This window comes from Vibrio chagasii (assembly GCA_041879415.1).
Classification (GTDB): domain Bacteria; phylum Pseudomonadota; class Gammaproteobacteria; order Enterobacterales; family Vibrionaceae; genus Vibrio.
The window spans coordinates 251,284-276,949 of the sequence record CP090851.1; the positions used below are offsets into that span (position 1 = coordinate 251,284).

Below are 25,666 nucleotides of genomic sequence, written 5' to 3' on the forward strand. Positions count from 1 at the left end.
AACTCTTATTTTACTTCTATTATTGAGATCTTTACCGCTTGTAATTATTGGACTTAGTGCTAGTGTAAACATTTACATTTTACTTAATTTTAGTAAATGCTTGATAGGTAAAAAATCAATCAATATAGGAAGTGAGAAATGGATACTATCTCTTATGGTGACTTTGCTAAGTTAGAAATGCGTGTGGGTAAGATCATCGAAGTTGTACGTCATGAAAATGCGGACAAGCTTTACATCGTGCAAGTCGATGTGGGTGAAAAGACGTTGCAAACAGTGACTAGCCTAGTGCCTTACTACACTGAAGAGGATCTAATGGGTAAGCAGGTCGTGGTGCTATGTAACTTAGCGAAAGCTAAAATGAGAGGCCACACTTCTGAATGCATGCTGCTATGTGCGGAAACCGATGACGAGTCTGAAAGTGTATTGCTGACACCAGAACGCGCGATGCCAGCGGGTATTCGAGTCGTTTAAGTTGTCTATTTGAGTCGGTGAGCTCATTATAGGCTCATCGACCTTTTATGCTTTCCAAGCCCTAAGCCCTAAGCCCCAAGATTCAAAGCGACCAAAGCTCCAAAATTATTTAAGCTTCAACATCACCTAAATCTTTAAAGGTTAGCCGCGCGCACTCAATATCAAACCATCAATCACGCTGTGGTGGTGCTCAGACACTCCCGCTAGGTTGCCATATTTAGGCTGGTGGCGGTCATTTTCTAATGGGTGGTGCCAACCTTGTGTGTGTTTGACAAAGTGCGCCGCAAAGCTTTCAGACACCTCTAAGCATCCAGCCATGACGGTATCGACATAGGTCTGAACGATAGGGCTGTTTTCACAAGGCGCCTCAATTTCGTCTTTCACATAAACCCAAATAGATTGATCTTCTTTGAATTCGGTTTGGCTCTCTATCTGATCGGCTTTTAATTCGATTCGGTGATAGCCACGTTCACGACGATCAAACTCAGCAAGCGCTATCTCGTCGACTTCAAGTAAAACACCATTCACTTGCCCTTCGCCAAGGTTGACGATCAAAGGGGATAACACGTAACTGTCGTCGATTTTACTCCAATGTCGCACTAAGCCATGAACAATTGCTGGGATTGCTTGACCCGTTTGACCGGTAAGTTGACGAGAAGAAGAGTTGATCAAGCTGCCATAACCAAAAATATACATCGCGTTCCTTGTCTGAGTTCTGCCATTTAAGTCTAGTCTTACTATATGTGGCGCAATCATAAAAGTCAGTAAGTTTCTATTTACACCTTTATATGTCCTTATGACTCTTCTAGCTGTGTGGTTTTGACTTTTTTATTGGTCAATGAATCTTGTGAGTGGTTGTTTTTACTGGCTTTATCTAATTGGCGCGTTTCATGCAATGTGATCTGCATATTGCATCAAGCTTGATGCACACCAAATTTAGGTTTAGGTAATACCTTGGCCGCTTATCTGAGAATTAGGAGCGAGTTTGTTAAATATCACAGATAAAAGTGTAGAAGACGCGATTCCAGCCTACTTGCGTTTAGGCTTTCGACCTTTCTTCTTTCTAGGCAGTGTTTATGCCGTAATTGCGATTGTGGCTTGGGTCATCATGTTCCAAAACGGCCAGCCTGAAATTTTAAAAGTGCCTGCGTTATGGTGGCACGTGCATGAGATGCTATTTGGGTTTTCGATGGCGATTGTTGTTGGCTTTGTGCTGACGGCCGTACAAACTTGGACTGGTGTCAATGGCACCAAGCATTATCGATTAGCCGCGCTGGTTGGTTTATGGCTCGCACCTCGAATTCTGTTTTGGACACCGGCACCGCTATGGCTAATTTCGTCGATTGAAGCGCTATTTTTGGCTTTTGCTGCTTACGAGATTGGCTTTCGAGTGGTGCAATCGAAAGGGTGGAAAAATCTATTCTTCGTCCCACTGTTTGTACTGGCGATTGTGGCGAACTTTGCGAGTTACGCGACTATCAAGGGTATGCCGCCGTTTCCTTCGTCAGCGGTATGGCAAGCCATGCTATGGTGGTTTACTTTACTGCTATCTGTAATGGGTGGGCGAGTGATCCCATTCTTTACCGCTCGTCGCTTTAACTTCGAAAAAGCGCAGCCATTAGTGTGGTTGGAATGGTTAGCGAATCTACCTTTGGTCGGGCTGTTTATCTTGAGCTTCTTCCCTTTGGCCTTTGCTCAAGTGGGCAGTGGATTAATGGTTTTTGCTGGTGTCGCTCAACTGGTACGCTTCATTCGCTGGAAACCTTGGACAACGCTATCTGAACCTTTGGTGTGGTCGCTGCACGCTGCATATGTGTGTATTCCGCTAAGCTTGCTGTTACGTGGCTTGTTAGATAATCCATTTGCCAGTCACAACATGCTGCACTTGTTTGCTATTGGTGGTTTGAGCGGGCTTATCTTGGCGATGATTAGCCGCGTGACCATGGGACACACTGGCCGTGCTATCTACAAAGGACCAAGCATGGCGCTCGCATTCTCTGCAATTTTTGTGGCTGCGCTAGTTCGTAGCTTAGGCGTCACCTTCTTCCCTGGTTACTTGTTTGAGATGGTGAACATCAGTGCAGGCTTATGGACGCTGGCGTTTGGTCTGTTTGTCTGGAAATTCGGAATGATGTTACTCACGCCAAGAGTGGATGGTCATCCAGGGTAAATTGATTTCAGTATCTTGATTATAAAAGGGAAGCATTGAGCTTCCCTTTTTTGATTGAAATAAACGCTTATCAACTTATTGAGTGTTCGCGATCAAGTATTGACGTACCTGCGTAATCAGGTCCTCTTTGGCGTGAGGGGAGATGAAACTCGCTTCCACGGCATTAATACTGAACTGGGCTAATTCTTGATGGGTGACTGAGTGGGCATTGGCAACCGCGAGGAAATTGTCATTCATGTAGCCACCAAAGTAAGCCGGGTCATCGGAATTGATGGTGACACAGAGCCCTTTTCTCAGTAGCTCGATAATGTTGTGCTGCTCCATAGTATCGAAGACTTTTAGTTTGGTATTCGATAGCGGGCAAACTGTCAGTGGAATACGTTTTGCTGCCAACTCTTCTACGAGTTCTGCGTCATCGATACAGCGAACGCCATGATCAATTCGGGTAATACCTAACATGCTCAATGCATCAATAATGTTTTGCGCTGGGCCTTCCTCTCCGGCGTGTGCGACAGTCAGAAAGCCTTGGTTGAGCGCTTCTTGGAATACATGTTTAAACTTTTCGGGTGGGTTACCTTGTTCCGATGAATCTAAACCAACCGCAATGATCTTATCTTTGTACGGCAGAGCCTGTTTGAGTGTCTCGAATGCGCTACCTTCATCCAGGTGACGCAGAAAGCACATGATCAGTTGGCTACTTATCCCAAGTTCATGAGTTGCTTGGTCGAGTGCTCGAGTGATGCCCGTGATAATAGTGTCGAAGGCGATACCACGCTCAGTGTGGGTTTGCGGGTCAAAGAAAATCTCAGTGTGAACCACACTGTCTTGTTGGCATTTTAATAGGTAGGCCCAAGTGAGATCGTAAAAGTCTTGTTCATGAATCAGTACATTGGCGCCTTGATAATAGATGTCGAGAAAAGACTGTAGGTTATGGAATTGATAGGCATCTCGCACTTGCTCTGGGTTCTCAAAGGGAATCGATACGTTATTGCGCTTGGCCAGTTCGAACATCAGTTCGGGCTCCAGTGTGCCCTCAATGTGTAAGTGCAGCTCAACCTTCGGTAAATTTTTGATGAAGCTATCCATAGCAACTCCTTAGCTATTTTAATTATGGGCGGAGTAGGGGGAGATAATTAATGCCTACCAAGCTAACGGGTTAGACGACTCATTTATCTCTGTTTGAGCATAGTTCATTTCATGGTTGTCGATGAAATGAGGCTGAAATTGTTAGGGATTAGAGGCTGTTGAGTGCTTAAAAATGAGCCGCAAACGATTTGCAGCACTAGAGTGTGATCCGCTGCAAATATTTGCAGCAATATTCGTTGATTTGTGCTCTAATACCGCGCTTACCAAGGGATGGTGTTAAAAGATGCTCACTTAGATGGAGTTATCAAAGTTGACCGATCCCTTAATGATCTCCCTTAGGAAAAAATAGAACATGTCTAAGAACAAAAAATTTGATATCCGCCTTACAGAAAAACGCAACGGCTGGTGTGCAGAGATTACTCGTCAAGTAACGTCTCGCAGCACAACAGTATCTAAGCGTGAGTCTGGTTTCGAAACAGAAGCGCTTGCACAAGAGTGGGCTGAGAAAGAGCTAGCATCTTTCATCGCAAACCAAGCTGAACGTAACGAGCGTAAAGCGGAACAACGTAAAGAGCGCGATGAACTACGTCACGCTAAAGAGCTTAAAGCTGAGCAAGCACGTGAAGCACGCGCTAAAGCTCGTGCAGAAGAGCAAGAAGACGCTGAGTAATTCGGTGCACGATTAATTTATAGGTCCCTTAATTTTAAGATAAGGGAGTTATAAAAAAGCCCCAGTATAGTCACCTATATTGGGGCTTTTTCGTTTGTGGAGTTCGTTGCTATTTGCTTAAGAGCGATGGTTTTGGCTTCTCGCTTTTTACATCGCTCTCTCAAGCCTTAATCAGTTGTTTAGCGTAGTTAACCAATCGTCTTCTGCTACTTCTTCAATGTAGCTTTCTACGGTTTGTCCCACTTCTTCATCGTCTTGCTTGAAGTAAGCGATGTGGAACACTGCATCACCTTCATTCACCAAAGGTAGCGTTTGTTGGCCAATCACGATACCGCCTTTAGTCGTGATAACTTGGCTCTCTTGGTGACCTAATGGAGAACTGATGTAAGCAAGTGTTTGTCCTGCTTCAACTTGTTCACCCAGTCTTACCATGTTACGCAAGATACCGTCTGATTCTGCTCGAATCCAGCTGGTGGATTTGCTCAATACTGGCTCTGGCAGCTTCTTGCGGTTCGGGCGCAGCATGCCAATTTCTTTCATTACTTGGTGAATGCCAAGGTAGCCTGCACGAATCGCTAAGTGATCAAAGCGCAACGCCTCACCACCTTCGTATGTCAGTACTGGAATACCTAACTTTTCCGCTTCGCTTCGCAGTGAACCATCACGCAGAGGTGAGTCGATGATCACCGGTGTCGCGAACGCTTTTGCGATGCGCATGGTTTCTGGGTTCGAAAGGTTCGCACGAATTTGTGGCAAGTTCGTACGGTGAATCGCCCCCGTGTGTAGGTCCAGAATGAAATCACAGTGCTTAGCCACGTTCTCGAAGAAAGTGTAAGCGATACGCGATGTTAGCGATCCTTTCTCACTACCTGGGAAGCAACGGTTTAGATCGCGACGGTCTGGTAGGTAACGAGACTTATGGATGAAGCCGAACACGTTAACGATCGGCACGACAATCAATGTCCCTTTCAATTTCTTAGGATCGATCGCATTGGTGAGTTGGCGTGCAATCTCAACACCATTTAACTCATCACCGTGAATCGCAGCGTTTACCATCAGTGTTGGACCAGCTTGGCGACCGTGAATGATTTCAATCGGGATCGAAAGTGGAGAGTGCGTGTAAAGCTGAGCTGCTTGCAGTTCAATCTCCATTCGCTGTCCTGGCTGAACAGTAGAACCAAGTAATTCGAATGGTTGATTAGGTTTTAGTCTTGCCATTTAGGTTGTTCTCAACATGGTGATAATTCGTTAACACGGAATGTAGCAATCGTTGATTTTTAGTACGAATCAATCGCTTTACGGTAACGACAAAACTTTTTTGTGGAGGCGTATCGGGAACGGTATTCCATGGATGGCGGCCTGTTTGGAATGCACCTTTTATTTGTAAGGTTTCTGACAATTTATTGATTTAACTCTGATAATTGTGTTTTTGGCACTTGCTATTATCCATCGCCATTTTCTGGCGGCCAATTTCAAATATCGAGATGAAAATGAAAAAAACAATTTCAAAAGTTGTAGCACTTGCAGTGGTATCTGTTGCTTTATCTGGCTGTGTTGGTAGCAACGCAGTAACCGGTTACCTAATGAAGTTCAACCTTAAAGCCGTTGATAACCGTTACGCACGTGGCGGCTTAAACTTACTGTTGGCACCGGCTTACGGTCTGACGGTTGCAGCGGATTACCTAGTATTTAACTCTCTAGAATTCTGGACAGGTAGCAACCCACTAACGGGTGCACCGCATATCTTTGATACTAAGGTTGATACTTACATTGATATTAACCATCAGCTAGATCCGTCTCTAACGGAAGCGCCTGTAGGCCCAATCACTAATGTAAATATGATCGAAAAAGGTCAGATGCAGCAGATTGATGAAAACACTATCCAAATGGACATCACTTACCAATCTGGTGAGCGAGCGACACTAATCGGTGTTCGTGATGGCGAGATGGTGACGTACTTCATCGATGGTGAAGTGGTTGCACAAACTTCAATTGATGAGCTAGAGAGCTACGCAGCTTCACGCGCTTAATGTCTTAGTTGATCGCAAAGCTTAGATACAAAAACAGGTACTCATTGAGTACCTGTTTTATTTTGTGTCGATGAATAGTATTTATCGTGAAATCCTATCTATCGAAAACATAATGGTTCGAATTATGCTTTTTCTGGGATTGCTTCTAGCAGCGCAACCATTTGGTTCCAGAATAGCTCAACCGTATCAATCTTCACTTTCTCATCTGGAGAGTGAGGGAACTTGATAGTCGGGCCGAAAGAAACCATGTCCATGTTCGGGTAAGGTTCTTTGAATAGACCACACTCAAGACCAGCATGGATAACCATGATGTTTGGCTTGTGACCGTAGATACCTTCGTACATGTCGCGGAAGATGTGCATGATTTCTGAATCTGCGTCTGGCTTCCAACCTGGGTAAGCGCCAGAGAATTCGATGCTCGCACCAGCAAGCTCTGCTACAGAGTGAAGCATGCTCTCAACTTGGCTACGGCCAGAGTCGATCAAAGAGCGGATTAGGCAAAGTACTGTGATTGAGTTCTCTTCAGTTGTGATAACACCCACGTTTAGAGATGTCTCCACAACACCTTCAATCTCATCACTCATACGAATCACGCCGTTTGGCGCCGCGTTAAGTGCTGCGATGAAGCGAGCTTGGTCAGCAGCTGCAAGTGCGCCCATTTCAACTGAAGCTTCTTCGTTGAAAGTCACGATGCTGTCTTCTACTTTACCTAGCTCTGTAGAAAGTAGCTCTGTGTAGTAGTTGTATAGAGAAGCCAGTTTCTCTTGGTTTGCCGCTGGAACAGCAACGGTAACGAAACCTTCACGAGGGATTGCGTTACGTAGGCTGCCACCTTTGAATTCTACGATGCGTAGGTCTAGCTCTTTCGCGTGACCTGCTAGGAAGCGTGCAAGCAGTTTGTTCGCATTCGCACGGCCAGTGTGGATGTCACAACCTGAGTGACCACCTTTAAGACCTTTAAGCGTTAGCTTACGAGTCACGAAATCTGCTGGAATTGCAGTACGAGCAATGTCAAATGTCATTGCGCCGTCGATGCCGCCAGCACAACCCATGTAAACTTCGCCTTCTTGCTCTGAATCGGTGTTAAGAAGGATATCGCCTTCTAACCAACCCGCCTCAAGACCGAACGCACCAGTCATACCTGCTTCTTCGTCTACTGTTAGTAGAACTTCGATAGGGCCGTGCTTGATTTCGTTTGATGCAAGAACTGCTAAGCATGATGCCATACCCATGCCGTTATCTGCGCCAAGTGTAGTGCCTTTTGCAGTTACCCACTCGCCGTCGATGTACGGTTGGATTGGGTCTTTAGTGAAGTCGTGAACCGTATCTTCATTCTTTTGTGGAACCATATCGATGTGAGCTTGTAGCACAACACCTTTTTTGTTTTCCATACCTGGCGTCGCAGGCTTTTTGATGAATACGTTACCCGTTGGATCACGGCGTACATCTAGGCCTTGCTCTGTCGCCCAAGCAATAATGTATTGAGCAAGCTCTTCTTCATGCTTTGAAGGGTGTGGGATTGAGCAAATCTTATCGAAGAACTGCCAAAGAGGGGCAGGGGATAATTTACTGATCTCAGAATGGAATTCAGACACGGATGACTCCTTTTTTATTTGATAACCATATATTTAGGGTTTCTATGGGTTTAAACATAGAACAAAAACCTAAAATATAGGTCTGTTTTGATGCCGACAGCATACCACTAGACCGTTTTCACGAGTAGCGCTTCTAAACCTTAAATCCTTCAAATTTTGAACGCCATCCTGTTCATTTGATCTTGGTTAAGCGCCTTGATGCTTATAAAAGAAACAGGCAAACGTTTATTTAAACTCAATTCTGTAATTTAATTACAGGATCGAGTTTGCAAAATAACCTTAAATGGCTAAAAGTGTGACCTGAAGCAAAAAATACTTGTAATCTTTTTTCTTTGGGGTATATTTATAACCAACTTCTGAAGTGAAGAGTAAATGCTCAAAGGATGAGTCCGTTTATCGCCTCCAAGGAACCGAGAAATCAAATTCGTTTTTTATTGATTTATTAAGGTGATAGTTATGAAAGGTTTACCATCTGCAATGTTCTGGCTTAACAACTCTGTTTACACTAGCAACTTTGCATACCCTACAAGCTTCGGTTACTAATACCGTAAGCATGTAACTCGAACAGTTTTGTTCACCCCTATATATTGGAATTCTCTTACAACCCTCTTGGTTGACAGATTCTACCGCCACTCAGTTTTGAGTGGCGTTTTTTTTGCCTGCTACTTTATCCCCAGCTGTGATTCGTCATCTATCTACTACTATGCTCGGTTGTTTTTTAAACAGCAAAATATCAATTTGAGCCTTATTACCGATCCTGTTGAAAATCGGACAACTCTTGTGGGTTTGAATTGGCAAATTTAGCGCCAGATTCTTAATGAAAATAACTGATGGTTGAAAAAGTAATCAAATAAATACGACCGTTAAATTGTTTTTAGTCTATTGTTTTTAATGTGTATTTTTCTTTTTTAATGTGATTTTTAATCGCTTGGTTTCATACGTCATTCTGATAAATATTATTTAGAGCCTTAATTCTATCTGGAATTTGTTATTTGATAACTTTATAATCCACAGCCAATCGATTACGCAACCGTTTACTTTTTACCCTTATAGGATTCGATAATGTTCGAAAAGCTATTCAAACTCAGTGAAAACGGCACCAATGTGCGCACTGAAATCATCGCAGGTCTAACAACCTTCCTAACAATGGCTTACATCATTTTTGTAAACCCAATGATCCTAGCTGATGCTGGTATGGACCACGGCGCTGTATTTGTAGCAACCTGTTTAGCGGCTGCTATTGGCTGTTTCATCATGGGCTTTGTTGCTAACTACCCAATTGCTCAAGCTCCAGGTATGGGCCTGAATGCCTTCTTTACCTACGCGGTTGTGATGGGCATGGGTTACACGTGGCAAGTTGCTCTAGCGGCAGTATTTGTTTCGGGTGTGATCTTCATCTTCTTGAGCATCTTTAAGATCCGTGAGTGGATCATCAACTCGATTCCTATGTCTTTGCGTGTAGGTATCTCTGCGGGTATCGGTCTTTTCCTAGCATTTATCGCGCTTAGCAATGCTGGCATCGTGGTTTCTAACCCTGCAACTAAAGTATCACTTGGTGACATTACTGCTATTGCTCCTATCCTTGGTGCTCTTGGTTTCTTCCTTACTATTGCTCTTGTACATCGTGGTGTGAAAGGCGCAGTAATGATTGCAATTCTAGCTATTACAGCTCTTGGCATTATCATTGGTGACGTTCAGTACGGCGGCATCATGTCTACACCACCAAGCCTTGCTCCGACTTTCATGCAGCTTGATTTCTCTGCAGTATTTGAAATCGGTATGATCTCTGTTGTATTTGCTTTCCTATTCGTCGACTTATTCGATACAGCGGGCACGCTAGTCGGCGTTGCTACAAAAGCGAACCTAATTAAAGAAGATGGCAAACTACCTCGTCTGAACAAAGCACTGCTTGCTGACTCAACAGCAACGTCTATCGGTGCACTTCTAGGTACATCTAACACAACTTCATATGTAGAGAGTGTTTCAGGTGTTGCTGAAGGTGGTCGTACTGGTCTAACGGCTGTGGTCGTGGGCGTACTTTTCCTTCTTGCTCTTTTCTTCTCACCACTTGCAGGTATGATTCCGGCGTACGCAACATCAGGCGCACTTTTCTATGTAGCAATTCTGATGATGTCAGGCCTAGTTGGCATTGATTGGCGTGATCTTACGGAAGCAGCACCAGTCGTGGTAACATGTCTGCTTATGCCGCTGACGTACTCTATTGCTGAGGGTATCTCACTAGGTTTCATCGCTTACGCTGCAATTAAGCTGCTAAGTGGTAAAGGTCGCGACGTTTCACCTGCTGTGTGGATCATGTCGGTAATCTTTATTCTTAAATACATTTTCGCTTAATCGTCTAGATTTCTGCTTAAACGCTGAAGAGGCTATGTTTGGCATAGCCTCTAATAACATGAAAAATTATTAGGTTTTATACTATGAGCAACAAATTCGTTATCACTTGGGACAACATGCAGACTTACTGCCGTCAACTAGCAGAAAAGCAAATGCCAGCAGAGCAGTGGAAAGGTATCTGGGCTGTAAGCCGTGGTGGTTTGGTTCCTGGTGCAATCTTGGCTCGTGAACTGGGTATTCGTCACGTAGATACGATTTGTATTTCTAGCTACGACCACGATCACCAACGTGATATGACTGTCGTTAAAGCACCTGAAGGTGACGGCGAAGGTTTCCTAATCGTGGAAGATCTTGTTGATAGTGGTGACACTGCACGTAAGCTTCGCGAAATGTACCCTAAAGCTAAACTGATCGCTGTATGTGCTAAGCCTTCTGGCGCACACTTACTAGACGAGTACATTGTTGATATCGCTCAAGACACATGGATTGAGCAACCTTGGGATACTAGCCTAAGCTATATTGAGCCAGTAAATCGCAAGTCAAAATAAGCGTAAACTTAGTTTTTTGAGAAATGACCCTTTATAGGGTCATTTTTTTTTATATTATTAGTGAAAATCATTTCTTATTAAGTATCCCAATGTCTGAACCAGAAGAAACGAGCTCGAACCTTTCGGAGACCTTGTTTGTAAAACACAAGCAGGCCAAAGAGACCTCAATGTTGACACAATACATGCCAAGCTCTGAAACGTTATTGGATGAGAAGCGTGAACAGCAAAACTCATCATGGTACCGAAACCTAAGACGTCTTCAGTGGGTATGGCAAGGCGTGAATCCTATTGAGCAAGAAGCCGTACTGGCTCGAATCGCGTCGTCAGACAACTCTCGTACTACCGATGAGTGGCTAGACACCGTGATGGGATACCGTAGTGGTAACTGGGCCTATGAGTGGACCAAGTTGGGTATGTTGCATCAGAACCGCTCCAATGAAAAAAGCGGTGAAGAGGTGGCTGAAGAGCTGTTCTCGGCCTCTTTATGTTTCAGTATTGCAGGTTACCCGCATCTAAAAAATGACAACTTGGCAGCTCAGGCCCAAGTGTTAGCAAACGCAGCCTATTCTGAAGCGATTAAGCACACTAAGCTGATTGTTAAGCAGATTGAGGTGCCTTACCAGAACAAGAAAATCAAAGCCAACCTGCACCTGGCGAAAACCGACAAGCCTCAACCTGTTGTGATCGTTAGTGCTGGTTTAGATAGCTTGCAAACGGACATGTGGCGCTTGTTTAGGGATTATCTGGCGCCAAAGAACATTGCGATGCTTACTGTCGACATGCCATCGATAGGGCACAGCTCTCATTGGCCATTGACTGAAGACTCTTCGTGCTTGCATCAAGCGGTATTGAATGAGCTGCCAAATATTCCATGGGTTGATCACCATAAAGTGGGCTTGTTTGGTTTCCGTTTTGGCGGCAATGCGATGGTGAGGCTGTCGTTTATCGAGCAACAGAAGATCAAAGCGTGTATCTCTCTTGGTGCGCCAATCCACGATATCTTTGTGCATGCCGATAAACTGAAGCAAATGCCAAAGATGCATCTAGACGTACTGGCTTCTCGTCTAGGTAAAGGCGCTGTTGATATTAATAGTCTTTCTGGTCAGCTGATGGCGTGGTCTTTGAAGGTGCAAGGCCTGTTGTCGAACAGTAAAACCAGCGTTCCGATCTTAGCGTTAGCCTTAGAAGGCGATCCTGTGTCACCGCCAATGGATAATCAACTGGTTGCTATTTACAGTGATTACGGCAAGGCAAAGAAAATCAAATCTAAATCAATTACACAAGGTTATGAGCAATCCCTCGAATTAGCGATAAAGTGGCTTGAGGATGAATTATTTAGATGACATTTCTCCTAAATTAGTTAAGCATGAAAAGTGTACAGATTAAGTACCTGATACTCAGAGAAAATTTATAAATCCAACTGCGTGGTTTCAACGTATTGCAGTCTGAGTAAAGTCATTCTTAACATTGAAAACGGAGATTCAATATGTCAGAAGTGACACAAGAACCAACACATTATCGCTTGTTAAACGTTTTAAAGGCTATCGGTCCTTATTTGAGAGAGCCGCAATCAGAAGAGGGCCACTATATTTTTGATTGCTTATCAGTGTGTGTTAACGATAAAAAATCACCAGAAGAGCGTGAGTTCTGGGGCTGGTGGATGGAGTTGGACAAGTCGGAAGAGGGGTATTCGGCGAAGTACAACATTGGTAAATACAACATTGAAGGCCAGTGGGATTCACTACCTCTGCCTAAAAAGGCGGTTGCTGAGGTCACTAGAACTCAAGAAGCCTTCCACCAAAAACTGGTTGATGAACTTCAAAGTAAGTTTGAAATCAGCATCCAATTAGACGAAGAGTCTGTCGAATTCGTCTGATTTTAAAGGTTACTCTTCTATATAAAGTAAAAAGGTGCGATTTCGCACCTTTTCTGCTTGTGAATTCCCCTGTTGATTGCTAAAACATCACCTCTTATTTGTTTTATCCATAAAAGACTTCATGACAACAAATCATCAAAGCGGGACAACAGCGCAGCGTAAAACTGTCGTTGTTAAACTGGGTACCAGTGTCTTAACTGGTGGAACATTGGCATTAGACCGTGCTCATATGGTTGAGCTGGTTCGTCAATGTGCTGAATTAAAAAAACAAGGCCACTCTGTGGTTATGGTTTCGTCTGGCGCAATTGCAGCAGGACGTGAGCACCTTGGTTACCCCGCACTTCCCAACTCAATGGCGAGCAAACAGTTGCTTGCTGCAGTTGGGCAAAGTCAGTTGATTCAAGTTTGGGAGTCTTTATTCGCTATCTATGGCCTTAAGATTGGCCAGATGCTACTGACTCGAGCTGATCTTGATGACCGTGAGCGCTTTCTGAATGCTCGTGACACGATCAACGCACTCGTTGAGCACGATATTATTCCTGTCGTGAATGAAAACGACGCGGTCGCGACCAACGAAATCAAAGTGGGCGACAACGATAACTTGTCGGCACTGGTTGGTATTTTATGTGGCGCTGATAAGCTTTTGCTACTGACAGACCAAAAAGGTCTATTTACTGCAGACCCTCGCAAAGACCCAAATGCAGAGCTCATCAAAGAAGTAAAAACCATTGATGACACGCTGCGTAAGATTGCAGGCGGTAGTGGCACGACTTTAGGTACTGGTGGTATGGCGACAAAACTGCAGGCGGCGGACATCGCTCGTCGTGCTGGTATTGAAGTTATCATTGCAGCAGGCAGTGCTGAAAATGTGGTATTCGACTCTTTGAGTGATAACCCTCAAGGCACACGCTTCTTGCCGTTAGCTGAGGCGCTTGAAAACCGTAAGCGTTGGATTTTAGCTGGCCCAGCTTCTGCTGGTGACATCGTGGTTGACGATGGTGCGGTGAATGCCGTTAACACCAAAGGCAGTAGCTTGTTGGCAAAAGGGGTGGTTCGAGTTAAGGGCGAGTTCTCTCGTGGTGAAGTTACCCAAGTCACAGACAGCAAAGGCAAAGTAGTTGCGCGTGGTATTGCTAGCTACTCAAGCCAAGACCTAGCAAAAATAGCAGGCAAGCACAGTAAAGATATTGGCGACATCCTTGGTTACGATTACGGGTCAGAAGTCATTCACCGTGACGACCTTGTAGTCATCCAAGAATAGTTCGAGATGACGAGGCGATGAACGGCGCATCTGGCTTTTGCACTAGATGTAGGTAGTACGCATCGCTTCTTTCATCCAAAGACAGACAGAATTTAGGGAGAGTTAAACGTGGATTTAACTAACATGGGTATTGCAGCAAAAGAAGCTGCTTTTCACCTGGCGACCGCATCAACGGCGCAAAAGAACAAGGCATTGGCGATCATTGCCGATGAGTTAGAAGCAAACGCCGCCGCTATCTTAGAAGCGAACGCTAAAGATATCGAACTGGGCCGCGAAGCGGGTCTAACGGACGCACTGCTTGACCGTCTACTTCTGAATGAAGAACGCTTAACTGGCATCGCTAACGACGTTCGTAACGTGATTAGCCTGAACGATCCTGTGGGCAGCGAAATCGACAGCAAGGTACTGGAAAACGGTATGTCACTGTCTCGTCGTCGTGTACCTCTTGGTGTGGTTGGTGTCATCTATGAAGCACGCCCGAACGTAACGATTGATATTGCGGCACTGTGTCTGAAAACGGGTAACGCAAGCATCTTGCGTGGTGGTAAAGAGACCTTCTTCTCGAATATGGAACTGGTAAAAGTTATCCAGTCTGCACTAGAGAAAGCGGAGCTTCCTGCTGCATCTGTTCAGTACATTGAAAAGCCAGATCGTGAGCTTGTTTCTCAACTGCTTAAGCTAGATGACTACGTAGATATGATTATCCCTCGTGGTGGCGCTGGTCTACACAAGATGTGTAAAGAGAACAGCACTATTCCGGTGATCATCGGTGGTTTTGGTATCAGCCATATTTTCGTTGATGAAAGCGCAGATCTTGAGAAGTCTGTCGACGTGGTTGAAAACTCGAAAGTACAACGCCCATCAGCATGTAACTCACTAGATACTTTGCTTGTTCATGAAGCGGTAGCTGAGGAGTTCCTTGGCAAGCTTAAAACACGTCTAGCGGATAAAGTGACATTAGTAGCAGACTCAAGTGCGAAGGCACTTCTTGCTGATTTTGCTGACGTGCGTGATGCAGGTGAAGATGACTTTGACACCGAATGGCTAAGCTACACACTTGGCGTAAAAGTGGTTGCAGATGTTGCAGAAGCGATTGACCACATGCGCGTACATAACGCGAGCCACTCGGATGCGATTATGACCAATAGCTTAGAGAGCTCTGAGCGTTTCATTAACTCGGTAGGTTCTGCTGCAGTGTACGTGAATGCATCAACTCGCTTTACTGATGGTGCACAGTTTGGTTTAGGCGCTGAAGTAGCAGTCTCTACTCAGAAACTGCACGCTCGTGGTCCTATGGGCTTGGAAGAGCTGACCAGCTACAAATGGGTAGGCAAAGCGAATTATCTCGTTCGTGGTTAATGTTTCTCGTTAACTTTACTCTGCAGCTCATTTTAAAATTGCTATCGCGTAGCAATAATCAATGAATCAGCACACAAAAGGGCCTTAATTGGCCCTTTTTCTTTCCTAACGTTTGGCAATTCCGTTACACTGATATTCAATTATTTGGAGGTGATATGCATTGTCCTTTTTGTTCAGAGAACGACACTAAAGTAATCGATTCAAGACTGGTTGCTGATGGCCATCAGGTTCGTCGTCGCCGTCAATGCCTTGCATGTAGCGAGCGTTTCACTACGTTCGAATCGGCAGAACTTGTGATGCCGAAAGTCATTAAGTCGAATGGTAACCGCGAACCGTTTAACGAAGATAAAATGGTAGGTGGTGTGCAACGTGCTCTGGAAAAACGCCCTGTGAGTGCTGATGCGATCGAACTTGCTATCAGTAATATTAAGTCACAACTCCGTGCAACAGGTGAGCGTGAAGTTCCAAGCGAAATGATTGGTAACTTAGTCATGAGCCAATTAAAAGAATTAGACAAAGTCGCGTACATCCGTTTTGCTTCTGTTTACCGCAGCTTTGAAGACATTCGAGAGTTTGGCGAAGAAATCGCTAAATTAGAGGATTAATTCCTCAGTCATGTCTAACTTCTCTCCCCTAGATTTTCAAATGATGTCGCGTGCTATCTATTTAGCGAAACGCGGCATTTACACTACTGCGCCAAACCCAAATGTCGGTTGTGTGATTGTACAAACCGATGGACAAATTGTTGGTGAAGGCTTTCACGTCAAAGCGGGTGAACCTCACGCTGAAGTGCATGCCATGCGAATGGCGGGTGATAAGGCAAAAGGTGCGACAGCTTATGTCACACTAGAGCCTTGTTCTCATTACGGCCGCACACCACCGTGTGCAGAGGGCTTGATTAAGGCTCAAGTGGCTAAAGTCATTTGCGCGATGCAGGATCCAAACCCGAAAGTCGCTGGTCGTGGCATCAAAATGCTGCGTGATGCGGGCATTGAGGTTGAAATCGGTTTACTGGAGCAAGATGCTTTAGACTTGAACCCTGCATTTATTAAACGCATGCAAACAGGCATGCCTTTTGTTCAGCTTAAGATGGCAGCCAGCCTCGATGGGCAAACGGCACTAGCAAATGGCCAGAGCCAGTGGATCACATCACCGGCAGCGCGTCGTGATGTTCAAAATTATCGAGCAAAGGCGGGCGCAGTATTATCAACCAGCCAAACGGTGATTGATGATAACGCTTCACTGAATGTTCGCTGGGCTGAATTACCAAGTAGCGCACAAGCTCATTACGCTGAAGCTGACGTGCGTCAGCCTGTTCGTGTGATTCTTGATCGTCACAACCAACTGCGCCCTGAGCTCAAGTTATACCAATCGCCAACACCCGTATTAAGAGTCGCAGAGGCGTCTGCTGATATTGAGGTCGGTACTACTGATGCAGGTCAGCTCGATTTACATGATCTGATGCGCCAATTACCTGCCAATCATATCGACCATATTTGGGTCGAAGCGGGGGCAACATTGGCAAAAAGCTTGGTTGAAGCACAGTTGGTGGATGAGCTAATCCTTTATTTAGCTCCTAAACTTATGGGCAGTGACGGAAGAGGTTTGATGGGCGCGTTAGGGCTCACTTCGATGTCTGATGTTATTGACCTAGAAATTAAAGATGTTCGACAAGTTGGTGTGGATATTCGCATCGTAGCGAAACCCGTATTACTAAACCGACAGTAACGAAACGATAGTGGAAATAAATCCGCGCCCTAGATAGATGTCGTTGACAACAAAAAGAGTTTTAAAATGTTTACAGGAATTGTAGAAGCCGTAGGTACATTGAGTGCAATTACTCCCCGCGGAGAAGACATTACCGTAACGGTTAACGTAGGTAAGCTTGATATGGCCGACGTTCAGTTAGGCGACAGTATTGCTACCAACGGTGTGTGTTTGACGGTCGTCGAATTTAACGACCACAGCTACAGTGCAGACTTGTCACTTGAGACCCTGAATAAAACGGGTTTTGTTGATTACCAAGCGGGTGACAAAGTGAACCTAGAGAAAGCGATGCTACCGACGACACGTTTCGGTGGTCATATCGTATCGGGTCACGTAGATGGTGTAGGCGAGATCGTTGAGCGCAACCAAGTAGGTCGTGCGATTGAGTTCTGGGTCGAAATGCCCGCTGAAATCTCAAAGTACGTTGCTCAAAAAGGCTCGATTACCGTCGATGGCATTAGTCTTACTGTGAACGATTTACGTAAGAATGCATTTAAGCTGACGATTGTTCCTCATACTTCTTCAGAAACCACCATCGATCAATTCCATGTTGGTCGTAAAGTGAATCTAGAAGTGGATGTGTTAGCGCGCTACATGGAGCGCCTACTGCAAGGTCAGAAACAAGAGTCTGAACCTGAATCTCGATTGACGATGGAATTCTTACAACAGAATGGTTTTGCCTAATCGTTAATATGAAGTGCGCTGAGCGTCACTTTGTAGAGCGAAGCAATATCATCAGGTTTAAATAGTGTCGGTTCTAGGAAGCAGAACCATTTCAAAGGATATAGAACAATGCCAATTAGTACTCCTCAAGAAATTATTGAAGACATTCGCCTAGGAAAAATGGTTATCCTGATGGATGATGAAGATCGCGAAAATGAAGGCGATCTGATCATGGCAGCAGAACATGTGACGCCAGAAGCGATTAACTTCATGGCGATGTACGGCCGTGGTTTAATCTGCCTAACCTTGACTAAAGAGCGTTCAAGCCGCATGGGTCTTGCGCCTATGGTTCAAGACAACAACGCACAGTACACCACTAACTTTACCGTTTCGATTGAAGCTGCAGAGGGTGTAACTACAGGTATTTCTGCGTCTGACCGCGCTGTGACGGTTCAAGCTGCCGTTGCGAAAGATGCAAAAGCGGCTGACCTTGTTCAACCTGGTCACATCTTCCCGCTAACAGCACAAGAGGGTGGTGTTCTAACTCGTGCCGGTCACACTGAAGCGGGTTGTGATTTAGCACGTTTAGCGGGTTGTGAGCCTGCATCGGTTATCGTTGAGATCCTAAATGATGACGGCACCATGGCTCGTCGCCCTGACCTTGAAGTGTTCGCTGAAAAACACGACATCAAGCTAGGCACGATTGCTGACTTGATTGAATACCGTAACAACACAGAAACAACGATTGAACGTGTAGCTCAGTGTCACCTACCGACTGAGTTTGGTGACTTTGAGCTCGTGACTTACCGTGACACTATCGACAATCAAATCCACTACGCAATGCAAAAAGGTGACCTAACGGGTGAAGCGCCACTGGTTCGTGTTCACTTGCATGATACCTTCACCGATCTACTTCATTCTGATCGTGGTACTGAGCGCAGCTGGTCTCTAGATAAGGCGATGAAGCGCATTGGCGACGAAGGTGGTGTGTTGGTTATTCTAGGCAACGAAGAGTCGTCTGATTCTTTGATTCACAAAGTGAAGACATTCGAAGCTCAAGATAAGAACGAGCAACCAACCATGGCTAAGAAGCAAGGCACTTCTCGTCGCGTTGGTGTCGGCTCTCAAATTCTACAAGACCTAGGTGTTCATGATATGCGTCTATTGTCTTCAAGCACCAAGCGTTACCACGCTCTTGGTGGTTTTGGTCTTAACGTTGTTGAATACGTTTGTGAGTAACTACTTACATACTGGTTTATAGCAACATAAATTTATGATGATTTGAGTGGCTCTTTTGGTTCGAAATAGGACCAAAAGAGCCAAGTCGCTGAGCCTGACTTTTGTCGTGTCAAACGTTGGCGCTTAGCGACTTGCTGTTCCCAAATGGTTGGGAGCGAGGCTTGGTTATCATCTTTACATCTCCGGTGTCTGTTCTTCTAAATTAGCATTAGATATTGCTCACAGTTTTATGCTAGAATCCGGCGATTCTCACTTGATGAAAATAGTTAAAGGAAGGCTTATGAAAGTGATCGAGGGTGGCTTCCCAGCGCCAAATGCAAAAATTGCTATCGTTATTGCTCGTTTCAACAGTTTTATTAACGAAAGTTTACTTTCTGGTGCAATCGATACTTTAAAACGTCACGGACAAGTAAGCGAAGACAACATCACTGTTGTTCGTTGTCCTGGTGCAGTAGAACTTCCACTTGTAGCGCAGCGCGTTGCAAAAACGGGTAAGTTCGACGCGATTGTATCTCTTGGTACAGTAATTCGTGGCGGTACGCCTCATTTTGACTATGTTTGTAGTGAATGTAATAAAGGTTTGGCGCAAGTGTCTCTGGAATACTCTCTTCCAGTAGCATTTGGCGTACTAACTGTTGATACGATCGATCAAGCTATTGAACGCGCAGGAACCAAGGCTGGTAATAAAGGTGCAGAAGCTGCACTAAGCGCACTTGAGATGATCAACGTTCTTTCTGAAATCGATTCCTAATGGGGGCCAGTGTGAAACCAGCCGCACGTCGTAACGCACGTCAATTTGCTCTACAAGCAATTTATTCTTGGCAAATTACTAAAGAAAATATTGCTACCGTTGAAGAACAGTTCTTATCTGGTGGTAAGTATGATGAAGAAGAAAATCATGCTGCAGAACCTGCACTTGCTATGCCAGAAACAGACGTTGCATACTTCCGCGACCTACTAACTGGTGTTGCTCTTAGCCACATGGAACTTGATAGCAAGCTTCGTCCATTCGTATCTCGCCCGATGCAAGATCTGGACTTAATGGAACTTGCTCTTCTACGTTTAGCTATGTACGAGATGACTCGTCGCGAAGATGTACCATACAAAGTGGTTATCAACGAAGCTATCGAGCTAGCGAAAGTATTCGCAGCAGAAGACAGCCATAAGTTTGTGAATGGTGTGCTTGATAAAGCAGCGCCACACGTACGTAAGAAGTAATCTCTACGTATATTGAATTTAAAGGTCAGCTTTCATGCTGGCCTTTTTTGTAAGTAAATTCCAAAGATAGGGCATGTGATGTCTGGTGAATTCAACCTAATCGATAAATATTTAGTCAACCGACAGCCTCAACGTAAAGACGTACACCTCGCCGCTGGTGATGATTGTGCTTTGGTTAAAGCTCCAAGTAATATTGAGATCGCGATCAGCACAGATACCTTAGTCGCGGGCACTCATTTTCTAGCAGAAGCAAACCCGGCTTGGGTCGCGCACAAAGCGTTAGCTTCAAATATCAGTGATCTGGCTGCTATGGGCGCAACGCCGGCGTGGGTCTCTTTTGCCTTAACCATGCCTGAAGTGGATGAAGCTTGGTTGGCGCCGTTCTGTGACTCTTTCTTCAAACTGGCAGATTACTTTGGTATTCAGTTAATTGGTGGTGATACTACGAAAGGACCACTGAGCCTGACACTGACAGTACAAGGCTTTGTACCAGAAGGGAAAGCCCTGCGTAGAGACGGTGCCAAGGTTGGAGACTGGATTTATGTGACAGGCAATCTGGGCGACAGCAAGGCAGGCCTCGAGGTTCTATTAGATCCAACAACAAATCAAGCTAAGCCGTATGCGAAAGAGCTTGAAGAGAGACACTACATCAGCTCTCCACGAGTGTTAGCTGGCCAAGCGCTTGTCAATCTTGCTTCATCGGCTATTGATATCTCAGATGGTGTCATCTCGGATTTGAAACACATCCTTAAGCGCTCTGAGGTTGGTGCAAGCATCGACGTGAGTACCTTACCTATCTCCCCAGAACTGCGTCAGTTTGCCCCAGATATCGCTACAGCGCAGCAGTATGCGCTGACCAGTGGTGAAGAGTATGAGCTTTGCTTTACCGTGCCAGAAGAAAATAAAGGTTCATTGGAAAGTGCTTTGTCACACACTGGAACAAAAGTCACCTGTATTGGTCAAATAAGACCTGTAGAATACTTTGAACTACACAATAATGGTGAACCGTTAAGTTGGAGCTTAACTGGTTACGATCACTTTAAGGTTAATTGATGACAAACCCACTATCTGCAATCTCTCTTAAGAACCCTTGGCATTTACTAGCAACGGGTTTTGGCAGTGGCTTATCGCCTATTATTCCTGGAACCATGGGGACACTTGCATCGATTCCTCTTTATCTATTATTGGTTCAGTTGCCTTTCCCTGCTTATGTCGCGGTGGTCGTGGTAAGTTGCATTATTGGTATCAAAATTTGCCAAGTGACGTCTGATGATATGGGTGTTCACGATCATGGCTCTATCGTATGGGATGAGTTTGCGGGCTTTTGGATCACCATGAGCTTAGTACCAATGTTGAGCATTCCTGCCGATGATTGGAAATGGCTACTGACAGGCTTTGTTCTATTCCGCTTCTTTGACATGGTAAAACCGTGGCCGATTGGTTGGTTAGATGCTCGAGTTCATGGCGGTTTAGGCATCATGATTGATGATATTGTGGCAGGTATTATGGCGGCGATTTCGCTGTATGCTGTGGCCCGTTTCGCAGGTTGGTTAGTTTAAATAAAGATAAAACAAGGAATTACAATGTCTAAGAAGGTTTACTGCATCGCTCAATTTCAGCCGAAAGAAGGCAAACTGAACGAGCTGTTTGAGGTATTAAAAGCACTAGAGCCAAACACTCTGCGTGAAGATGGCTGTATTCAATACACAGTAACTCGTCATATCCAGAGCCCGTTTGCGGAAGGTCAGAGCTTCCCGATCGCTTTCAACGAAATCTGGGCGGATAACGAAGCGTTTGAAGCGCACTGTCAACGTCTTGAAATTCAACAGTTCTTCCAAGAGCAGTGTGTTGATGAAACAGGTTTAGTTGAGAACTTTAATGTTGCTATCTACTCTGACGAACCAGAGAACTACGACGCGCCTATTCTTAAGCCGTGCTGCTAATTTGCTGTAACAACTGACTTAAACAGTGGCTAGCTAATGAGTTAGCGAATACTAAAAAGGTTGACCCTAGGGCCAACCTTTTTGTTTTGTTGCTTATGCAGTTCGCTACTGAAAACTATTTAGCAAGGTAGTCAGAGATAGACTTCTCAATACCTTTCGCGTCTAAGCCTAGCTCTTCATGCAGCTCACCTTGAGTGCCTTGAGCAATGAACTTGTCTGGTAGACCAAGATTCAGTACAGGCATTAGCAGTTTCTCTTGCATCAAGAACTCAATTACACCTGCACCAGCACCGCCGGCAATCGCATTTTCTTCGATTGTCACCAGTACATCGTGGTCAGCGACAAGTTGTTTGATTAAAGCTTCATCTAGAGGCTTAACAAAGCGCATGTCAGCAACGGTGGCATCCATTGGATCAGCAGCTTGAAGTGCATTTTCTAGGAAAGTACCAAAGCTTAGGATAGCAACCTTAGCACCATCTTTTGCTTTTGAGCTTTCACGAACGATGCGGCCTTTACCAATCTCAAGTGCAGTAAACTCACTTTGGATTTCTGTGCCCATGCCATTACCACGAGGATAACGAACTGCACTTGGTCCATTGTGCTGGTGGCCAGTGTACAGCATTTGACGACATTCGTTTTCGTCGCTTGGTGCCATGATCACCATGTTTGGAATGCAGCGCATGAAGCTTAAGTCGAACGCACCTTGGTGTGTCTGACCATCGGCACCTACAAGACCTGCGCGGTCAATCGCGAACATAACCGGTAGATCCATGATAGCCACATCGTGGATCAGTTGATCGTAGCCACGTTGTAGGAAAGTCGAGTAGATAGCCACAATCGGCTTATCACCCGCAATCGCCATACCCGTTGCTAGCGTCACGGCGTGCTGCTCAGCAATCGCTACGTCGAAGTATTGATCTGGGTATTCTTTAGAGAAACGCACCATGCCAGAACCTTCACGCATGGCTGGTGTGATCGCCATCAGCTTAGGATCTTGCGCTGCCATATCACATAGGAAATCGCCAAAAATCTTAGAGAACGTTGGCTTAGAGCTAGTGCTCTTAGGCAAGCTTGAGTGTGCAGGATCGAACTTAGGTACGCCGTGGTAACCAATTGGATCTTTCTCTGCTGGCTCGTAGCCTTTGCCTTTCTTGGTCATGATATGCAGGAACTGAGGACCTTTTAGATCTCTCATGTTCTTAAGCGTTTTAATCAGCTCGTTTACATCGTGGCCGTCTACTGGGCCGATGTAATTAAAGCCGAGCTCTTCAAACATGGTGCCTGGAACAACCATGCCTTTTAAGTGTTCTTCTGTACGACGAACTAGCTCTTTAATCGGCGGAACGCCAGATAGCACTTTCTTGCCGCCCTCACGAATAGACGTGTAAAGACTGCCAGAAAGAACTTGAGCTAGGTGGTTGTTAAGCGCACCTACGTTTTCAGAAATCGACATCTCGTTATCGTTTAGGATAACCAGCATGTCATTGTGAACATCACCCGCGTGGTTCATGGCTTCAAATGCCATACCAGCAGTAATCGCACCATCACCAATCACGCTCACAACTTTACGGTTTTTACCTTCTTTCTTAGCACTGATCGCCATGCCGAGTGCAGCACTGATCGATGTTGATGAGTGACCAACAGAAAGGGTGTCGTACTCGCTCTCTTCACGCCATGGGAATGGGTGCAGTCCGTCTTTTTGACGGATAGTCGACAAGCGGTCACGGCGACCGGTAAGAATTTTGTGCGGGTATGCTTGGTGGCCAACATCCCAAACCAATTGGTCAAAAGGCGTGTTGTACACATAGTGTAGAGCTACAGTGAGCTCTACCGTACCTAAGCCTGACGCTAAGTGACCACTTGATTGGCTCACTGAGTTAAGAAGATAGGTGCGTAATTCATCACAAAGCTGTGTCAGCGTCTCTTTTGGGAGAAGACGCAAATCCTCTGGCTTATCAGCCAAAGCAAGAGTTGGGTACTTTGATATATCAAGAGTCATAGGTAATGCGCGCTTATTGTCTTAGTTCTTGCGCTCGATGACGTATCGGGCGAACTCTTCGAGTAACTGGGTATTGTATGGGATCGCGGCCAAAGCTTGAAGCGCTTCCTGCAGCAGAGATTGCGCTTTTTCTTGAGCGCCCTCTAAACCTAGCAAAGAAGGGTAGGTGCTTTTGTTCAAATCTTGGTCAGAGCCCTGCGGTTTACCCAAAGTTTCGGTGTCGCCAATGATATCCAAGATATCGTCTTGAACTTGGAAGGCTAATCCGATGGCGTCTGCGAATTTATCTAATTGAGGCAGCACCTCGAACGCTTTTTCACCTGCAGCTAGCGCACCTAAACGGATTGCACTCTTCATAAGAGCACCGGTTTTATTGCGGTGAACTTCTTCCAGCTCTTCCAGCGTCACTGCGCGGTTTTCAGCTTCGATATCGAGTGCCTGACCGATACACATACCTTGAGCTCCAGAGGCTTCAGCTAGGCGTTGAATCATTCGAACGCGGTTGCTTTCACCATCAGCACTTAATGTGCCTTCTGCAAGTATAGTAAATGCGAGAGTTTGTAGTGCATCGCCCGTTAAAATAGCCGTCGCTTCATCGAATTTGATGTGACAAGTCTGGTGGCCACGACGCAGTTCGTCGTCGTCCATTGCTGGAAGGTCATCATGAATCAGAGAGTAGGCATGAATACATTCGACTGCAGAAGCTGGAGTATCGAGTTCTTCTGCGGTGCAACCGAGCATTTCCCCTGTAATATAGACAAGAAATGGACGCGCGCGTTTGCCGCCTAAAAGTAACCCATAACGCATTGCGTTGATCAGGTTCTGATTTTGGTGTGGCAGGCGGTCAAGCCAAAGGTTCAGTTGCTCGTTATTACGTGCTTGATAAGACAATAAAGTCTCGATCATAGGGGATCTCATACAATTCGTTATTCTGGTTGTGGGTTAAAGTCACTCAGTTCTGCATTTTCGTCATTTTGCAGTAGGATGCTAACACGTTGTTCTGCATCGTTTAGTTTACTTTGACCGGCACGAGCGAGGGAGATGCCTCGTTCGAATTTTTTCAGCGCATCATCTAAAGCTAGATCACCGTTTTCTAGTTGATCAACCAAGCCATCGAGCTCTTCGATTGCCGCTTCAAAGCTCATATTTTCAGGTTTCTTAGTAGCCATAATAAATCTGCGTTTGGAAAGATGAACGAACGTTACCCTAGGGCGTTCAGATGGTCAAATGTAACCAATAAATTTTGCTAGAAAGTTCGTTTTTAAGAGGCTTGAAGCCACTTTCCTTGAATAACCTTACCTTTCTCGAGTTTATGGCTGTTCGAGAACGGGGAAGCGGGTAATAGTTGTGATACAAAAAGCAAAAGTGTGATACTTAGGCCAAGAATTTACTAAAAGATCTTATAGTCTTGCCGATAAA

Annotated in this window: 26 protein-coding genes; 19 read left to right on the forward strand and 7 right to left on the reverse strand. The window is 45.2% G+C overall.

Annotated elements, in window-relative coordinates; translation table 11 throughout:
• Positions 1 to 138: 138 nt before the first annotated feature.
• On the forward strand, positions 139 to 471 hold the full coding sequence (locus L0991_01115; protein ID XGB62685.1) for a tRNA-binding protein: 333 nt from the start codon (positions 139 to 141) through the stop codon (positions 469 to 471).
• Between the two features lie 141 nt (positions 472 to 612).
• Here L0991_01115 and L0991_01120 read toward each other — a convergent pair whose 3' ends face one another.
• On the reverse strand, positions 613 to 1,167 hold the full coding sequence (locus L0991_01120; protein ID XGB62686.1) for a gamma-glutamylcyclotransferase: 555 nt from the start codon (positions 1,165 to 1,167) through the stop codon (positions 613 to 615).
• Positions 1,168 to 1,456: 289 nt separating this feature from the next.
• Here L0991_01120 and L0991_01125 point away from each other — a divergent pair, with 289 nt between their 5' ends.
• Positions 1,457 to 2,641 (forward strand): NnrS family protein, encoded by a 1,185-nt coding sequence (locus L0991_01125; protein ID XGB62687.1) that lies wholly within the window; start codon positions 1,457 to 1,459, stop codon positions 2,639 to 2,641.
• 75 nt (positions 2,642 to 2,716) lie between these two features.
• Here L0991_01125 and L0991_01130 read toward each other — a convergent pair whose 3' ends face one another.
• Positions 2,717 to 3,727, reverse strand: a complete 1,011-nt coding sequence (locus L0991_01130) for an adenosine deaminase (protein ID XGB62688.1) — start codon at positions 3,725 to 3,727, stop codon at positions 2,717 to 2,719.
• A gap of 352 nt (positions 3,728 to 4,079) precedes the next feature.
• On the opposite strand from L0991_01130, the gene L0991_01135 reads away from it, so the two are divergent.
• Positions 4,080 to 4,397: a DUF3622 domain-containing protein gene (locus L0991_01135; GenBank protein XGB62689.1), complete on the forward strand. Its 318-nt coding sequence runs from the start codon at positions 4,080 to 4,082 to the stop codon at positions 4,395 to 4,397.
• Between the two features lie 171 nt (positions 4,398 to 4,568).
• Here the strand turns inward: L0991_01135 and L0991_01140 are convergent, their stop codons facing one another.
• A complete protein-coding gene (locus tag L0991_01140) occupies positions 4,569 to 5,615 on the reverse strand; it encodes a succinylglutamate desuccinylase/aspartoacylase family protein (GenBank protein XGB62690.1) in 1,047 nt (348 codons plus the stop codon).
• 272 nt (positions 5,616 to 5,887) lie between these two features.
• Between L0991_01140 and L0991_01145 the strand changes: the two genes are divergently transcribed.
• The gene (locus tag L0991_01145) at positions 5,888 to 6,427 is read left to right on the forward strand and encodes a DUF3332 domain-containing protein (protein ID XGB62691.1); all 540 of its coding nucleotides are present in this window, start codon (positions 5,888 to 5,890) and stop codon (positions 6,425 to 6,427) included.
• Positions 6,428 to 6,549: 122 nt separating this feature from the next.
• Here the strand turns inward: L0991_01145 and L0991_01150 are convergent, their stop codons facing one another.
• Positions 6,550 to 8,022 carry an aminoacyl-histidine dipeptidase gene (locus L0991_01150; GenBank protein ID XGB62692.1) on the reverse strand — a complete coding sequence of 491 codons (1,473 nt, stop codon included), beginning with the start codon at positions 8,020 to 8,022 and terminating at the stop codon, positions 6,550 to 6,552.
• 1,062 nt (positions 8,023 to 9,084) lie between these two features.
• Here L0991_01150 and L0991_01155 point away from each other — a divergent pair.
• From L0991_01155 to L0991_01225, 15 genes are all read left to right on the forward strand, one after another.
• Positions 9,085 to 10,374: an NCS2 family permease gene (locus tag L0991_01155; GenBank protein XGB62693.1), complete on the forward strand. Its 1,290-nt coding sequence runs from the start codon at positions 9,085 to 9,087 to the stop codon at positions 10,372 to 10,374.
• An 83-nt stretch (positions 10,375 to 10,457) separates the two neighbouring features.
• Complete coding sequence (gene tet(34), locus L0991_01160; GenBank protein ID XGB62694.1) at positions 10,458 to 10,922, forward strand: oxytetracycline resistance phosphoribosyltransferase domain-containing protein Tet(34); 465 nt, start codon at positions 10,458 to 10,460, stop codon at positions 10,920 to 10,922.
• Positions 10,923 to 11,011: 89 nt separating this feature from the next.
• Positions 11,012 to 12,265, forward strand: a complete 1,254-nt coding sequence (gene frsA, locus L0991_01165; GenBank protein XGB62695.1) for an esterase FrsA — start codon at positions 11,012 to 11,014, stop codon at positions 12,263 to 12,265.
• A gap of 143 nt (positions 12,266 to 12,408) precedes the next feature.
• Positions 12,409 to 12,798 carry a sigma factor-binding protein Crl gene (gene crl, locus L0991_01170; GenBank protein XGB62696.1) on the forward strand — a complete coding sequence of 130 codons (390 nt, stop codon included), beginning with the start codon at positions 12,409 to 12,411 and terminating at the stop codon, positions 12,796 to 12,798.
• A gap of 76 nt (positions 12,799 to 12,874) precedes the next feature.
• Entirely contained in the window at positions 12,875 to 14,059 is a 1,185-nt protein-coding gene (gene proB / locus L0991_01175; protein XGB62697.1) for a glutamate 5-kinase, read from the forward strand.
• 108 nt (positions 14,060 to 14,167) lie between these two features.
• Positions 14,168 to 15,418 carry a glutamate-5-semialdehyde dehydrogenase gene (locus L0991_01180; GenBank protein XGB62698.1) on the forward strand — a complete coding sequence of 417 codons (1,251 nt, stop codon included), beginning with the start codon at positions 14,168 to 14,170 and terminating at the stop codon, positions 15,416 to 15,418.
• Positions 15,419 to 15,573: 155 nt separating this feature from the next.
• A complete protein-coding gene (gene nrdR, locus L0991_01185) occupies positions 15,574 to 16,023 on the forward strand; it encodes a transcriptional regulator NrdR (GenBank protein ID XGB62699.1) in 450 nt (149 codons plus the stop codon).
• A 40-nt stretch (positions 16,024 to 16,063) separates the two neighbouring features.
• The gene (gene ribD / locus L0991_01190; protein ID XGB63829.1) at positions 16,064 to 17,146 is read left to right on the forward strand and encodes a bifunctional diaminohydroxyphosphoribosylaminopyrimidine deaminase/5-amino-6-(5-phosphoribosylamino)uracil reductase RibD; all 1,083 of its coding nucleotides are present in this window, start codon (positions 16,064 to 16,066) and stop codon (positions 17,144 to 17,146) included.
• A 66-nt stretch (positions 17,147 to 17,212) separates the two neighbouring features.
• Positions 17,213 to 17,869, forward strand: a complete 657-nt coding sequence (locus L0991_01195) for a riboflavin synthase (GenBank protein XGB62700.1) — start codon at positions 17,213 to 17,215, stop codon at positions 17,867 to 17,869.
• A 108-nt stretch (positions 17,870 to 17,977) separates the two neighbouring features.
• Positions 17,978 to 19,087: a 3,4-dihydroxy-2-butanone-4-phosphate synthase gene (gene ribB, locus L0991_01200; protein XGB62701.1), complete on the forward strand. Its 1,110-nt coding sequence runs from the start codon at positions 17,978 to 17,980 to the stop codon at positions 19,085 to 19,087.
• 280 nt (positions 19,088 to 19,367) lie between these two features.
• Entirely contained in the window at positions 19,368 to 19,838 is a 471-nt protein-coding gene (gene ribE, locus L0991_01205; protein ID XGB62702.1) for a 6,7-dimethyl-8-ribityllumazine synthase, read from the forward strand.
• Positions 19,838 to 20,305 (forward strand): transcription antitermination factor NusB, encoded by a 468-nt coding sequence (nusB, locus tag L0991_01210; protein ID XGB62703.1) that lies wholly within the window; start codon positions 19,838 to 19,840, stop codon positions 20,303 to 20,305. Before ribE ends, nusB begins: the two co-directional genes overlap by 1 nt.
• 78 nt (positions 20,306 to 20,383) lie before the next feature.
• On the forward strand, positions 20,384 to 21,358 hold the full coding sequence (gene thiL, locus L0991_01215; GenBank protein XGB62704.1) for a thiamine-phosphate kinase: 975 nt from the start codon (positions 20,384 to 20,386) through the stop codon (positions 21,356 to 21,358).
• Positions 21,358 to 21,864 carry a phosphatidylglycerophosphatase A gene (gene pgpA / locus L0991_01220; protein ID XGB62705.1) on the forward strand — a complete coding sequence of 169 codons (507 nt, stop codon included), beginning with the start codon at positions 21,358 to 21,360 and terminating at the stop codon, positions 21,862 to 21,864. Before thiL ends, pgpA begins: the two co-directional genes overlap by 1 nt.
• 24 nt (positions 21,865 to 21,888) lie before the next feature.
• The gene (locus tag L0991_01225) at positions 21,889 to 22,248 is read left to right on the forward strand and encodes an antibiotic biosynthesis monooxygenase (protein XGB62706.1); all 360 of its coding nucleotides are present in this window, start codon (positions 21,889 to 21,891) and stop codon (positions 22,246 to 22,248) included.
• 115 nt (positions 22,249 to 22,363) lie between these two features.
• Here the strand turns inward: L0991_01225 and dxs are convergent, their stop codons facing one another.
• Genes dxs through xseB form a run of 3 tightly spaced genes read right to left on the reverse strand, consistent with a single transcriptional unit; the run spans position 22,364 to position 25,416 of the window.
• Positions 22,364 to 24,247 (reverse strand): 1-deoxy-D-xylulose-5-phosphate synthase, encoded by a 1,884-nt coding sequence (gene dxs / locus L0991_01230; protein ID XGB62707.1) that lies wholly within the window; start codon positions 24,245 to 24,247, stop codon positions 22,364 to 22,366.
• 21 nt (positions 24,248 to 24,268) lie between these two features.
• The gene (gene ispA, locus L0991_01235) at positions 24,269 to 25,153 is read right to left on the reverse strand and encodes a (2E,6E)-farnesyl diphosphate synthase (protein ID XGB62708.1); all 885 of its coding nucleotides are present in this window, start codon (positions 25,151 to 25,153) and stop codon (positions 24,269 to 24,271) included.
• Between the two features lie 20 nt (positions 25,154 to 25,173).
• On the reverse strand, positions 25,174 to 25,416 hold the full coding sequence (gene xseB, locus L0991_01240) for an exodeoxyribonuclease VII small subunit (GenBank protein ID XGB62709.1): 243 nt from the start codon (positions 25,414 to 25,416) through the stop codon (positions 25,174 to 25,176).
• Positions 25,417 to 25,666: the final 250 nt, after the last annotated feature.